This window comes from Streptococcus oralis Uo5 (assembly GCF_000253155.1).
In the GTDB taxonomy this organism is placed as follows: Bacteria; Bacillota; Bacilli; order Lactobacillales; family Streptococcaceae; genus Streptococcus; species Streptococcus oralis_L.
In genome coordinates this window covers 54,300-67,779 of the sequence record NC_015291.1, presented here as the reverse complement: position 1 = coordinate 67,779, position 13,480 = coordinate 54,300, and the positions used below count along the sequence as shown (strand labels likewise).

General features: G+C 42.8%; 10 protein-coding genes. 2 read left to right on the top strand and 8 right to left on the bottom strand.

All coding sequences use genetic code 11. The features are described from left to right. Positions 1-103 precede the first annotated feature (103 nt). The 8 genes from SOR_RS00305 to SOR_RS00265 form a co-directional block, all read right to left on the bottom strand. Complete coding sequence (locus SOR_RS00305) at positions 104-1,141, bottom strand: aldose epimerase family protein (protein WP_000649394.1); 1,038 nt, start codon at positions 1,139-1,141, stop codon at positions 104-106. 146 nt (positions 1,142-1,287) lie between these two features. Further along, positions 1,288-2,283 (bottom strand): tagatose-bisphosphate aldolase, encoded by a 996-nt coding sequence (gene lacD, locus SOR_RS00300; RefSeq protein ID WP_041170827.1) that lies wholly within the window; start codon positions 2,281-2,283, stop codon positions 1,288-1,290. Positions 2,284-2,293: 10 nt separating this feature from the next. Further along, the gene (locus tag SOR_RS00295) at positions 2,294-3,460 is read right to left on the bottom strand and encodes an SIS domain-containing protein (protein ID WP_000936008.1); all 1,167 of its coding nucleotides are present in this window, start codon (positions 3,458-3,460) and stop codon (positions 2,294-2,296) included. A 223-nt stretch (positions 3,461-3,683) separates the two neighbouring features. After that, positions 3,684-4,088 (bottom strand): PTS sugar transporter subunit IIA, encoded by a 405-nt coding sequence (locus tag SOR_RS00285; RefSeq protein ID WP_000045700.1) that lies wholly within the window; start codon positions 4,086-4,088, stop codon positions 3,684-3,686. Positions 4,089-4,091: 3 nt separating this feature from the next. Next, positions 4,092-4,913, bottom strand: coding sequence for a PTS system mannose/fructose/sorbose family transporter subunit IID (locus SOR_RS00280; RefSeq protein ID WP_000185284.1), 822 nt, complete (start codon positions 4,911-4,913; stop codon positions 4,092-4,094). Next, a complete protein-coding gene (locus tag SOR_RS00275) occupies positions 4,900-5,805 on the bottom strand; it encodes a PTS mannose/fructose/sorbose/N-acetylgalactosamine transporter subunit IIC (RefSeq protein WP_000616996.1) in 906 nt (301 codons plus the stop codon). Before SOR_RS00275 ends, SOR_RS00280 begins: the two co-directional genes overlap by 14 nt. Before the next feature lie 26 nt (positions 5,806-5,831). Then, on the bottom strand, positions 5,832-6,308 hold the full coding sequence (locus tag SOR_RS00270) for a PTS sugar transporter subunit IIB (RefSeq protein WP_000156968.1): 477 nt from the start codon (positions 6,306-6,308) through the stop codon (positions 5,832-5,834). Next, positions 6,305-8,092: a glycoside hydrolase family 35 protein gene (locus tag SOR_RS00265; RefSeq protein WP_000196621.1), complete on the bottom strand. Its 1,788-nt coding sequence runs from the start codon at positions 8,090-8,092 to the stop codon at positions 6,305-6,307. The genes SOR_RS00270 and SOR_RS00265 overlap by 4 nt, the downstream gene beginning before the upstream one ends. A gap of 321 nt (positions 8,093-8,413) precedes the next feature. On the opposite strand from SOR_RS00265, the gene SOR_RS00260 reads away from it, so the two are divergent. Together SOR_RS00260 and strH are read left to right on the top strand one after the other, a co-directional pair. Then, positions 8,414-9,130, top strand: coding sequence for a GntR family transcriptional regulator (locus SOR_RS00260; protein ID WP_001007180.1), 717 nt, complete (start codon positions 8,414-8,416; stop codon positions 9,128-9,130). Between the two features lie 302 nt (positions 9,131-9,432). Beyond that, positions 9,433-13,464, top strand: a complete 4,032-nt coding sequence (gene strH / locus SOR_RS00255) for an LPXTG-anchored beta-N-acetylhexosaminidase StrH (protein WP_000764179.1) — start codon at positions 9,433-9,435, stop codon at positions 13,462-13,464. Positions 13,465-13,480 lie beyond the last annotated feature (16 nt).

The following is a 13,480-nucleotide window of genomic DNA, read 5'->3' as shown; positions in this document are numbered from 1 at the left end:
CTCCTTTTGTTTGTTGTAACTTTGTTAATTACATCAATTATACACTATTGAAATAAAATGTCAACGAAGACAACTCAAAAGAGCTGGAAACCAGCTCTTCTTTTTATTTTACAACAAGCTCGTAGCGAGTTTTGCTGGTGAAAGTTTCCCCTGCTTTGAGAATGACTTGGTCTTTGAGGTCGCTGTGAATGGCATCTGGTAAAGCTTGCGCTTCAAGGGCAATCCCATTGTGCTGTACCATTGGCTGACCAGCTATGATGACACTCTCATCCACAAAGTTTGCTGTGTAGACCACAAAGCAAGGGGCCTCTGTCTTGAAAAGTAGGAAACGACCTGAGTTTTGGTCATAAAGGAAACCAGCATTGTCATGACCTGCAGGAAGAGCAAATGGGTGATCCAAACCAGATACCAGCTGGATTTGCTCATCGTCCTCTGCAAAGATATCCTTCAACAAAGCACCATTGTAGATGTGTTTCACCACGTCGCGATTGGCATCTGGAGTTTTTGCTGGAACACCGTCCGGAGCAATTGGGTAAATGCCCTCTGTGTTTAGTTGGAAGACATGGCGGTCAACTGTCTGCGTGAAATCACCAGACAAGTTGAAGTAGCTGTGATTAGTTGGATTGACCAGCGTATCCTGATCTGTCGTCACCTTATAGCTGACTTCGTAGGCACCAGTTTCTTCCAAGTGGTAGCTAATCCAAATCTTAAGATTACCAGGAAATCCTCCTGTCCCGTCTGTACGCTCTGTGTAGAGGGTCAAGCCATGGTCGCTCACCTCGACCAATTCAAACAAGCTCGAATCCCAACCTGTTGAACCACTGTGGTTACAGTTGCTAGCATTGTTGACTTCAAGGTCATAGGTCTTGCCATTGAGCTCAAATGTTGCACCTGCAATACGGCCCGCTACAGGACCTACACTTGCTCCATGCTTGGGACTATTGCCTACGTAGCTAGCAAAATCATCAAAACCCAAAATCACATTGGCAAAATTTCCAGCCTTGTCAGGAGTTACGTAGCGTAAAATCGTCGCTCCATAGGTCATAACCTCCAGCTGATAGCCTGCATCCGTTTCAAAGCGATAGGCCAAGACATCCTTACCCTCATGATTTCCAAATACACGCTCTGTGTATGCTTTCATTTTCATCTCCTTTTTTCTATTTCTATTAAGTAAACAAACCATAGAAAGTGTATTCACCATCTATGGTTATAGTTTCTATTTTCAGAATCCTTTGTCAGAAAATCTTAAGTATCTTCTTAACAAAAGGGAATTCTTCTATACTTGTTTTATGCTTCTACACGTTCAGTCCATGAAGTCGCTGTAGTTTTGAGAACTTTGTTGAGTTCGTCAATGTTCTCAAATCCAGTTGTACGAAGCCATTCACGAGCTGCTGCCTCACCGTCTTTGATGTAGGCTTCAACTGATCCAGCCCAAGTTGCACGGCCACAAAGAACTCCGTTGAAGTTTGCGCCTGATTCGTGAGCAAAGACAAGTGTTTCTTGGAAGAGTTTGGCTGATACACCCGCACTCAAGTAGATGTATGGAAGATTTGTTGCTTCATCTTGTGCTTTAAAGAAGGCTGCCGTTTCTTCGCGTGTATGCACGATTTCACCATCACCAAAGCCTTCAACGTATTTCACATTGACTGGAACTTCCACTTTCAAAACATCAATGTTAAAGCGTGGGTCTGAGAAGACTTTCATAGCACCGATAACCTTGTGTGGTTTTACTTTTGCGTATTCTGCAGAACCTGCGTCAGCGATTTTTTCATCGTAAGCGAGGATTTCAAGGAAGAATGGAATGTCTTCCGCCACACACTCTGAACCGATACGTTCAATGTAAGCTTGTTTTTCTTGGTTAAGTTCGTCAGCGCTGTCTACGTCATAATAAAGCAAGAACTTCACAGCATCTGCACCTTGTTCCTTGATACGTTTTGCAGACCAAACATCCAAACAGTCAGGCAAGCGTTTGGTGCTTGTTGTGTCGTAACCTGTTTTCTCATAAGCAAGGAGAAGACCAGCATTGGCATCAAGCGCTTTTGTAGCTGGAAGTCCATACTCTGGGTCTAGAAGCATAGAGGATGCGTATTTTGTCAATTCATCTGCTACCAAGACTTTGAGTTCTTCCATTTGAGCCACAGTTGGTTCCTCTGTTTGGTATTGAGCCATGAGACGTTTCAAAGCACCACGTTGGTCAAAGGCAAGAGCTGAGATAATGCCGTTCTCGTCAGATAGTTTTTGCAAGCAAGCTACTTTATTGGGACTTAATTGTAATTTACTCATAGACACTTCCTTATTTTTGATATTCATGAATGATCACACCTTGTACCACACGGTTTACAGTGCCAGTAGGAGATGGTGTATCTGGTTTGTTTTCCACTTTAAGCGAAGTCAATAGGGCAAAGAGTTGAGCATATACGATATAAGGGAAGACACGGTAAATATCGTTCAAGACACCGCCACAACCAAGTGCTACTTCTTTGACATTTTCAAGACCAAAGGCTTGATCACTCAAAAGCACAACACGACGAGCAATCTGATCACCAGCCACTTCACGAACCAAGTCCAAATCGTACTTGCGAGTGTAGTCTGTCGTTGTGCCAAAGACCAAAACAACTGTATTTTCGTTGATAAGAGATTTTGGACCGTGACGGAAGCCGACTGGACTTTCATACATGGTCGCAACTTGGCCAGCTGTTAATTCCAAAATCTTGAGCTGAGCTTCATGAGCAAGTCCAAAGAAAGGACCAGCACCAAGATAGATGACGCGGTTAAAGTCTAAATCAACAAGCTCTTTGACGTCTGCTGCATTTTCTAGAACCTTACGCGCAAGGTTAGTCACAACTTCAAAACGTTCAGCTTTCACAGCAAATTCTGTAGGATCAAAGACCAAGAGAGCTGTTAGCATCATGGACGTAAAGCTAGAAGTCATGGCAAATCCAGCGTCATTGGAAGCAGCTGGTTGCAAGAGCAAAAGATTGCGCTCATCGCCATGAGCTTGAAGAGCCAATTTACCATCTGCAGCACATGTAATGGTCACTTGATAGAGGTCATCAACCAAGGCTTTGGCCAAATCAACCGTCGCCACACTTTCAGGTGAATTCCCACTACGAGCAAAGGATACAAGAACAGTCGCCACATCTTTTTTCAAATAAGTTTCTGGATTGGCAACAATATCAGTTGTCGCAATGGCATTGAAATTCCATTTGCGTTCGTCATAGACTTCCTTAAAGTAAGGCACCAAGGTATCTCCCACATAAGCAGAAGTCCCAGCGCCTGTCAAGATAACCTTAATATAGTCATGTTTATCAGCGATACCTTGCAGAAAGGCTGCAATTTCTTCACGTTTCGCTTGATAGGCTTCAAAAGCTTCTTTCCATACATCAGGCTGTTGGTAGATTTCACGAGTCGTGATTTCTGCACCCAGTTCAAGTAATTCTTCTTTTGTGTAATTTAGCATAGAGTTCCTCTAATCTATTGTTGTTTCATTCCTATTGAAAATATGGGAATGGGAGTGACTCCCATTCCCATGTATATTCTATATAAGATGCTCTAACGATTTAGCCGTTATTACATCGTATACTCAATGAAAATCAAAGAGCAAACTAGGAAGCTAGCCGCAGGCTGTACTTGAGTACGGCAAGGCGACGCTGACGTGGTTTGAATTTGATTTTCGAAGAGTATTATTCATCTTCGTCATCATCGAAGCCCGCTAACAGATCATTGACTTTCACAATGCTTTCTGCAGCACGGCTCTTGTAGTCCGCATCTGCACCTGTAAGGCTGGCATTGATAAATTCAATCACCATTGGAAGATTCATCCCTGCGTAGAGTTCAATGTCGCGACCTTCCATGATCAAACGGCTTACCACGTTACATGGTGTTCCACCGAGAAGGTCCGCAAAGACTAGGAAATCATCCAATCCTTCGATAGCAGCTTCAAATTTTGCAGTAAATTCTTCTGGACCATCTTCTGGAAGAAGAGCCACTGCATGAATGTTGTCCTGTGGACCCATGATCATTTCAGTGCTACCTTTAAGTTCTTCACAGAAACGACCATGACTCACCAAAATTAATGATTTGCTCATAAATTATGCGCCCATTCCAAGCAAGAATTTACCGATGAATGAAAGACCTACTGCAAGAACGATAATGATACCGATCGCTTTAGTAGAGTTCATACCTTTCTTACCAAGCAACCAGAAGATAAAGGCAGTAAAGATTGCTGGAAGCAAGCGTGGGAAGATTGAGTTCAAGATGTCTTGGAAGTCAATCATCTTTTCACCGATTGGCAATTTGTAAGAAATGTCAAAGTTGATCATTGTTGCTACAAGAGCACCCATCATGAAGACACCAAGTACAGATGCAGCGTCAATCAAAGCTGTCAAGGTACTTTGCATGTTGTTGATAAGGTTAACCCCTTCTTTGTAGGCAAATTCCAATTGTTTCCAACGGAAGATGTCATATGCAACTGCAACTGCGATCCAAAGGAAGATACCCCATGGTTGGCCAGCGATAGCCATAGTTGCTGCGATAGATCCCATGATAGCAGGTACAAGTGAACCAAAGATTGTGTCTCCAAGAGGAGCGAATGGTCCCATCAAACCTGTCTTGATACCGTTAACGGCATCTTTTGAACCTACACCATCTTTTTCTTCCATGGCAAGGTCAAAACCAGCGATAATTGTGTGGAAGAATGGTGAAGTATTAAAGAATTGAGTATGAACTTTCATCATTTCTTTCAATTCAGGAGTTCCATCCCCATACATTTTACGCAATTGAGGCAAGATCATGTAAAGGTAACCAGAAGCTTGCATACGTTCATAGTTCCAACCTAATTGGAAAGTAAACAAGCTACGTTTGTTGATTTGATTAAAATCTTCTTTTGTAAGTTTGTAATTAGAATTCGTCATCTTCGATTTCCCCACTTTCTGATGGTGTAGAAGGTGCTGCTACAGCTACTTTTTGGCTGTTCTTAAAGTGAACAACTGCAAGGAAGATACCTACGATAGAGATACCGATCATAGACAAACCTTTGAAGTTGTTAGCAAAGCCAATCTTTTCAGCAACATCAGCAGGAAGAGTACCAAGGATACCCGCAACAGCTCCACCAAGACCTGTTACATATGAGTAAAGAACAGTCAACATAGCTGTCAAACCGAATCCCATTGCAAGGTAGTGAAGGTTACGTTTAACTGGAAGGTAACGAAGCAAGATAGCGAATCCAAGACCTGGAAGCATACGACCTGCAAGTGTCAAACCGTCTGCAACCCATTGGTATTCTTTAACAAGGTTTACAACACCTTGTACGAATTCTCCACCAAAAGCAAGGGCGAAGAATACTGGAAGGGCACGAGAAAGAGCCCATGGAAGCGCACCAAGTAGGTAGTTGCGTTCGATACCATTGTAGTCAAAGCGTTCGATCGCAGCATCAATACGGTGTGCAAAGAAAGTAGTTGTCATACGTCCAAGAACGTCGAAGTATGTCAAAAGTGCTGCTACTGGTACAGCGATTGTTGTAATCGCAAGGTCTGTATCAATACCTTGAGAGATAGAGAATGCTGTTGCAAGAACCGCACCAGAAGTTGCGTCGATACGAGAAGCACCACCGAAGGTACCAACCCCGAGAACGAACAACTGCAAGCTACCACCGATAAACAAACCAGTTGTCACATCTCCCATGATCAAACCAGTAATGAAACCAGCGAATACAGGGGAACCTGCAGATGAAACGATTGTCAACTCATCACAGATTTGATAAGCTGAGTACAAAGTGAGAAGTAAAATTTGCCACCATTGTATCATAACAATGACCTCCTAAAAATTTTTTCCTATTTTAATAAGCTCAAAAAGTCTGAAACTGGATCATTTGGAACCATTTGAGCAGTGAGTTTCACACCTTTTTCTGCTAGTTTGTGGAAATCTTCCACATCCTTGTCTACCACGTTGATAGAACGTGTGATAGAGCGAGTTTCTGGTGTTTGAGACATATTACCAACGTTGAGTGTTTCAAGCGGAACACCTGCTTCAACCAAACCAAGGAAACGGTCTGGTTTACGTGCAACGATAAAGAGACGTTGGCTATCGTATTTACCAGCAAGGATATTTGCTGCTGCTTTCTCAACTGGCAAGATACTGAGTTTCACACCTGGTGGTGTCGCAAGTTTCAAACCACTCTTTTCAATATCGTTGTTAACAACTTCGTCGTCTACAACCATAATGCGTGAAACATTTAGTTTTCCAGCCCAAAGATTGGCTACTTGACCGTGGATCAAACGTCCATCGATACGGCATCCTACAATTGTCATAAGTTTTCCCCCTTTATGTGTTTTAGTGTAGGTTTACGAGTTAGGTGAATCTCTTCTTTATATTCGCCCTCAGTTTCAAAGATAATGATGCGGTTAGCACCTTCCTTGAGATAACTATGAGGGATATAAAGTGAGAGGGTCGGGCCGACATTCCAGAAACGCCCTAGATGACGCCCGTTGACAAAGGCAACTCCCTTACCAAACTCAGACAAGTCTAAGTAGGTATCCTTCGGCTCTTCGATCGTAAAGTCGAAAGCGTAAAAGGCTGGTTGTCCTTCTGTCCATCCTTTTGAAAAATCAATCTTCTCAGGATTATCCAGTGGTAGTGGATATTGTTTCCAATTCAGTAAGAAATGTAGATCCTTGCAGACACCTGTTCGAATTCCTTTACGCTGCGTATCTGCCAAGAACTTATGACCGTAGTTGACACGCCCCATATTTTCAATCAAGATGTCAATTTCTGAAAAGCCTTCTCGGTTGCCCTGACAGTAGATGTCTTCACCAATCTCTGTCTGGTATTGAGTAGCAATCCATTGACCATCTACAAAGAGTTGAGCTCGGTCACGTCCATCGATGATACGGAGACGTTCCTCTTCTGCATCCCAACTTGCCTCCGTGCGGTAGAGAAGGTAGCCATAACTTTGACCAAGTTCTTCCATCGCTTTTGGATAGAGGCTTTCAGTAGGACTAGAGAGACTATCCAGAGTTTCAAACAAGGAAACTTTTTCGACCAATGGAATGGACCCTATCTCCATGCTTTCCTTATAGAGTGGTTCCAACTGTGGATACTCTGGGAAGTGGGTTGCCATCATCTTCTTGACTGCTAAGTATTTAGCAGTTGGATTTCCTTCTTCATCGAGAAGGGCATCATAGTCGTAAGATGTGACTTGTGGCAAATCCAGAGTCCCTCGAGCCGAGCAACCATTCATGAAACCAAAGTTTGTCCCCCCATGGAACATGTAAAGGTTGATAGAGCCTTGCTCCAATACCTCTCGAACAGCTTCTGCCAATTCTTTAGGATCCCGTGTGATGATGGGTTCTTTCCAACGGTTGAACCAACCATCCCAGAATTCCATACACATGAGGGGCCATTTCTTGCCATGCTCATCAAAGAATTCCTGCATCTGTGAAAAGTTGTACGGAGCTTTAGAACCGAAGTTTCCTGTCACAAAGAGATCGTCTTCGATCAAGGTTCCGGCTTTCAGAGTAGCCCTCCATGGGCCATCTGAAGTAAAGAGTGGGCAATCAATCCCTCGGTCTTCCATCAATTTCCGAATTGCTCGTAGATAAGACTTATCTTCTCCATAAGAGCCATATTCATTTTCGACTTGCATCATAAGAATGTTTCCACCATTATCCAACAAGCGAGGCACAAGCCTTGGCAATAATTGGTCATAATAGCGAGCAACAGCCTCGATGTATGCAGGGTCGGACGAGCGAATTCGCATGTCCTTGGTCAAGAGCCAAGCCGGCAAGCCACCAAATTCCCATTCCGCACAGATAAATGGAGACGGGCGTACAATGGCATAGAGACCCAGATCTTGTGCAATTTGAAGAAATCTCTCCAAATTTCTGGCACCTTCAAAATCAAACTCCCCTTCAACAGGTTCGTGTAAATTCCAAGCCACATAGGTCTCGACTGTATTAAAGCCAAGCGCCTTTAAGTTATAGAGAGAATGATACCAATCCTCTGCTGGAATCCTAAAATAATGAATGGCGCCGGACAAAATCTTGAACGGTTTTCCGTCTAAATAGAAATCGTCCTCAATTTTAAATCTTGTCATGTCATTACCTCTGACGAATTAAGTTTGCGCTTTCATTTATTATAATATTAACTATAATCAAATCTTTTGCATTTGTCAATAGGTTTTAGAAAATTATTTAAAATTTTTCTATTTTTTTACTTACCGTTTACCGAAATTATCTAAAAATAGCATGAAAACGATCTTTTTATGTATGATAATTCACAAGAACATCAAATGAATTTTTTTACATGTAAAATAACATTTTTAGTCTATTATTTTAATTTTTTGACCTTAATACTACTCTTTTCTTTATATTTGTGGTAAAATCAAAATTGGAGAAAGAGAATCGAGGTGAAATTTATGGCTATTCCTAAATACCAATATATTAAAGATGAATTAAAAAACAAAATCATCTCTGGTCAATTTGCAAGTGGAGATAAATTTTATACAGAAGCCGAATTGATCGCGATGTACGATGTGAGTTCAATCACAGTTGTTCGTGCCTTGAACGACCTTGCTAAAGACGGCTACATTGTCCGCCAACAAGGTAAAGGTACTTTCGTTTCACGTGCCCGCAAGCACAAACTCGTTGAGTTTTCAGATGTCGAAATCTTTGAAACAAAAGACGATAAAGTTACTGTCCTTTCTATCGAGCGCGGAAACAAACTTGAATATTTAGATAAACTTGGACTACGTGGAGATCAATTCTACTATAAGATTGAACGTATTCGTCAGACAAACGACGTAACATACATCTACCACACATCTTATATTCCTGAGCAATACATCAATGCCAACTATCCAAATCTTGACTATTATAGCTCTATCTATACACGTTTCAAATTGGATTACCGCATTCACATGAGTGATGAACATTTTGAGGAAATCAACGAAATCGCATTCCCAACACCAGAGCATGCTGCTTCTGTACTCGGAATCGATACACAATTCCCAACTGTCTTCCAAACGAAGACTACAAAACTTGAGGCCACTGGCCAAGTCCTTGCCTATAGTGAAACTTATAAGCGAGCAGACTACTACAAAATCAAATTCATCTCATGTAACCGAGATCATTAAGAAAAAGCCTGAGCCTAGCTCAGGCTTTTTCTGTATTCATTATAGCACGAGAAAGAAGTTGTGAAAACGCTATGAAGGTCTCTTATTTAATTAGTAGCATTTTTACTAAAAACAAGGTAAAATTTCGTTTGGTTTTTCCTCGGTTTTATCCCTTATTAGCAAATTTCTCCTAAATCTTATGATTTCCTCTATTTATTATAGTTCTTATATAAACCCACTTGACATTTTACTCCTTAGATAATAAAATAAAATTGGTTTTATGTAAACGCTATCATATATGATAATAACAAGGAGGTTTTGTCATGAAACTAGAAAAGAAACAGCGCTTCTCCATCCGAAAATACGCGGTTGGGGCAGCTTCTGTACTTATAGGATTTGCTTTTAGCGCACAAGTCGTATCTGCCGACGGGATTACTCCAGCTCCAACAGCTGAAGAAACTGTTCAAACGATTCAGGAGAGTCCACAAGCAGTCAAAGAAACTGTAGACTCCAAGGTTCCAGAAAAACTGGAAGAAAAGGCTGACGAGCCTGTGAAAGAGGAGGTCAAAGAAGACCAGGAGGCTCCTCGAACAGTTGCTCCAAAAACAGAAGAGTCAAGCGCACCAGTTGTGACAGAAAATGCTGCTCCAACTCCTACTGCCGAGAAAGAAAGCCCTGCTCCAGCTAAAACTCCTGCCGAAAGTACTTCTTCAGAAAAGAAAAATGAAGCCGTCACACCTGCAGTAGCCACTCCTAGCACGGAACGAGCAGCTCAGGTAAATGAAAAACTAGCGAAACGAAAAATGATCTCAATCGACGCTGGACGCAAATACTTCTCTCCAGAGCAACTCAAAGAAATCATCGACAAAGCCAAACACTACGGTTATACTGATCTTCATTTACTAGTTGGAAATGATGGCATGCGTTTTATGTTGGACGACATGACGATCAAAGCCAATGGCAAAACCTATGCAAGCGACGATGTCAAACGTGCACTCGAAAACGGAACCGATGCCTACTACAAGGATCCAAACGGCAACCATTTGACAGAAAGTCAGATGACGGACTTGATCAACTATGCTAAAAACAAAGGCATTGGCCTCATCCCAACTGTAAATAGCCCTGGTCACATGGATGCGATTTTGCATGCCATGAAAGAACTAGGCATCCAAAAACCGAACTTCAACTACTTTGGTAAGGAATCTGCTCGTACCGTTGACCTTGATAACAAAGAAGCGGTTGCATTTACCAAAGCTCTGATCGACAAGTATGCTGCTTACTTCGCTGGCAAAACTGACATCTTCAACATCGGGCTAGACGAGTACGCCAATGATGCTACAGACGCTAAAGGCTGGAGCGTTCTTCAAGCCTATAAATGGTATCCAGAAGATGGATTCCCAGACAAGGGTTATGATAAATTTATCGCCTACGCCAACGACCTTGCTCGCATCGTCAAATCTCACGGCCTCAAACCAATGGCCTTTAACGATGGTATCTACTATAATAGCGACACTAGCTTTGGAACCTTTGACAAAGACATCATCGTTTCTATGTGGACTGGTGGATGGGGCGGATACGACGTCGCTTCTTCTAAACTTCTAGTTGAAAAAGGCCACCAAATCCTTAATACCAACGATGCTTGGTACTACGTCCTCGGACGAAATGCCGATGGCCAAGGATGGTATAACCTCGACCAAGGACTCAATGGTATCAAGAACACTCCAATCACTTCTGTACCAAAATCTGATGGGGCTACTATCCCGTTCATCGGGGGTATGGTAGCTGCTTGGGCGGACACCCCATCTGCACGCTATTCACCATCACGCCTCTTCAAACTCATGCGTAGCTTCGCAAATGCCAATGCTGAATACTTCGCAGCTGACTATGAGTCTGCTGAGCAAGCTCTGAAAGAAGTACCAACAGACCTTAACCGCTATACTGCAGAAAGTGTCGCAGCTGTAAAAGAAGCTGAAAAAGCTATTCGCTCACTTGATAGCAACCTCAGCCGTGCCCAACAAAACACCATTGACCAAGCAATCGCGAAACTCCAAGAAGCTGTTAGCAACCTAACCTTCACACCAGAAGCTCAAAAAGAAGAAGACGAGAAACGCGAAGTTGAAAAACTTGCCAAGAACAAGGTGATCTCAATTGACGCTGGACGTAAGTACTTCTCAGCTGAACAACTCAAACGTATCATTGATAAAGCTAGTGAACTTGGATATTCTGACGTGCATCTCCTCCTAGGAAATGATGGACTTCGCTTCCTACTTGATGACATGACTATCACTGCTAACGGAAAAACTTATGCAAGTGACGATGTCAAAAATGCCATCATTGAAGGAACAAAAGCTTACTACGATGATCCAAACGGAACCACTCTTAGTCAGACTGAAATCACTGAATTGATCGAGTACGCAAAATCAAAAGGGATTGGACTCATCCCAGCGATCAACAGCCCAGGTCACATGGATGCCATGCTTGTCGCTATGGAAAAATTAGGTATCCAAAATCCTCAAGCCAACTTCGACAAGGTCTCTAAAACAACCATGGACCTTGAAAACGAAGAAGCGATGAACTTTGTCAAAGCCCTCATCGGCAAGTACATGGACTTCTTTGCAGGCAAGACTAAGATCTTCAACTACGGTACAGACGAATATGCCAATGATGCTACCAACGCACAAGGCTGGTACTACCTCAAATGGTATGGACTCTATGGCAAGTTTGCTGAGTACTCTAACACCCTTGCTGCCATGGCCAAAGAAAGAGGCCTTCAACCAATGGCCTTCAACGATGGTTTCTACTACGAGGACAAGGATGATGTTGAGTTTGACAAGGATGTCATCATCTCTTACTGGTCTAAGGGATGGTGGGGCTACAACCTTGCATCTCCACAGTACCTTGCAAGTAAAGGCTATAAATTCCTTAATACCAACGGAGACTGGTACTACATTCTCGGTCAAAAACCAGAAGATGGCGGTGGCTTCCTCAAAAAAGCTCTCGAAAATACCGAGAAAACTCCATTTAATCAACTAGCATCAACTAAATACCCTGAAGTTGACCTTCCTACTATTGGTAGTATGCTTGCTATCTGGGCAGATAGACCAAGTGCTGAGTACAAGGAAGAAGAAATCTTTGAACTCATGACTGCCTTCGCAGATCACAACAAAGACTACTTCCGCGCTAACTACAATGCACTCCGTGAGGAACTTGCTCAAATCCCTGCAAACTTGGATGGATACAGCAAGGAAAGCTTGGATGCCCTAAATGCAGCGAAAGAAGCTCTCAACTACAACCTCAACCGTAACAAACAAGCCGAGTTAGACGCTCTCGTAGCCAAGCTCAAAGCAGCCCGCCTAGGCCTTAAACCAGCGGCAACTCACTCAGGAAGCCACGATGAAAATGAACTAGCTGCCAACGTTGAAACCAAACCGGAACTCATCACAAGATCAGAAAAGATTCCATTTGAAGTTATCAAGAAGGAAAATCCGAACCTCCCAGCCGGTCAGGAAAAAATCATCACACCAGGTGTAGAGGGCGAACGCACTCATTACATCTCTGTTCTTACTGAAAATGGAAAACAAACAGAAACCGTTCTAGATAGCCAAGTGACCAAAGAACCTGTGACCCAAGTGGTTGAAATCGGTGCCCCTATTACCCACAAAGGGGATGAAAGTGGTCTTGCTCCAGCCGCAGAGGCAAAACCAAGACTGGATATCCAAGAAGAAGATATTCCGTTCACTACTGTGACACGTGAAAATCCACTCTTGCTCAAAGGGAAGACTCAAGTCGTTACTAAAGGCGCTAACGGTCGTCGCAGTCATTACTACTCTGTGAGCACTAGTGCTGACGGTAAGGAAGTGAAAACTCTTGTAGATAGCCTTATGACTCAAGAAGTAGTGACCCAAGTTATTGAAGTCGGAACCCTTGTAACCCATGTAGGAGACGAACACCGTCTTGCTCCAGCCGCAGAAACAAAACCAAGACTGGATATCCAAGAGGAAGAAATTCCATTCACTACTGTGACACGTGAAAATCCTCAATTACCAAAAGGACAAACGCAAGTTGTTACTAAAGGGGCTAACGGCCACCGTACTGCCTTCTACTCTGTAAGCACTACTGCTGATGGAAAAGAAGAAAGAACGCTTGTCAATAGCGTGGTAACACAGGAAACGGTCACTCAAGTTGTTGAAGTCGGCACTGCCGTTGAGAAAGCTGAGCAAACTGCACCAACTACTGCCAAAGCAGATGAAAAACAACTCCCTGCAACAGGAAGTCAAGACTCTGCAGGCTTGGTCGCAGCAGGCCTCATGGCGACTCTAGCAGCCTACGGACTGACTAAGAGAAAAGAAGACTAAGATTCTTCTAAGAGAA

What these genes read in the sequence shown, in the direction of transcription:
- SOR_RS00305 (WP_000649394.1), bottom strand. Translation starts at nt 1,141, where the DNA reads ATGAAAGCATACACAGAGCGTGTATTTGGAAATCATGAGGGTAAGGAT.
- lacD (WP_041170827.1), bottom strand. Translation starts at nt 2,283, where the DNA reads ATGAGTAAATTACAATTAAGTCCCAATAAAGTAGCTTGCTTGCAAAAA.
- SOR_RS00295 (WP_000936008.1), bottom strand. Translation starts at nt 3,460, where the DNA reads ATGCTAAATTACACAAAAGAAGAATTACTTGAACTGGGTGCAGAAATC.
- SOR_RS00285 (WP_000045700.1), bottom strand. Translation starts at nt 4,088, where the DNA reads ATGAGCAAATCATTAATTTTGGTGAGTCATGGTCGTTTCTGTGAAGAA.
- SOR_RS00280 (WP_000185284.1), bottom strand. Translation starts at nt 4,913, where the DNA reads ATGACGAATTCTAATTACAAACTTACAAAAGAAGATTTTAATCAAATC.
- SOR_RS00275 (WP_000616996.1), bottom strand. Translation starts at nt 5,805, where the DNA reads ATGATACAATGGTGGCAAATTTTACTTCTCACTTTGTACTCAGCTTAT.
- SOR_RS00270 (WP_000156968.1), bottom strand. Translation starts at nt 6,308, where the DNA reads ATGACAATTGTAGGATGCCGTATCGATGGACGTTTGATCCACGGTCAA.
- SOR_RS00265 (WP_000196621.1), bottom strand. Translation starts at nt 8,092, where the DNA reads ATGACAAGATTTAAAATTGAGGACGATTTCTATTTAGACGGAAAACCG.
- SOR_RS00260 (WP_001007180.1), top strand. Translation starts at nt 8,414, where the DNA reads ATGGCTATTCCTAAATACCAATATATTAAAGATGAATTAAAAAACAAA.
- strH (WP_000764179.1), top strand. Translation starts at nt 9,433, where the DNA reads ATGAAACTAGAAAAGAAACAGCGCTTCTCCATCCGAAAATACGCGGTT.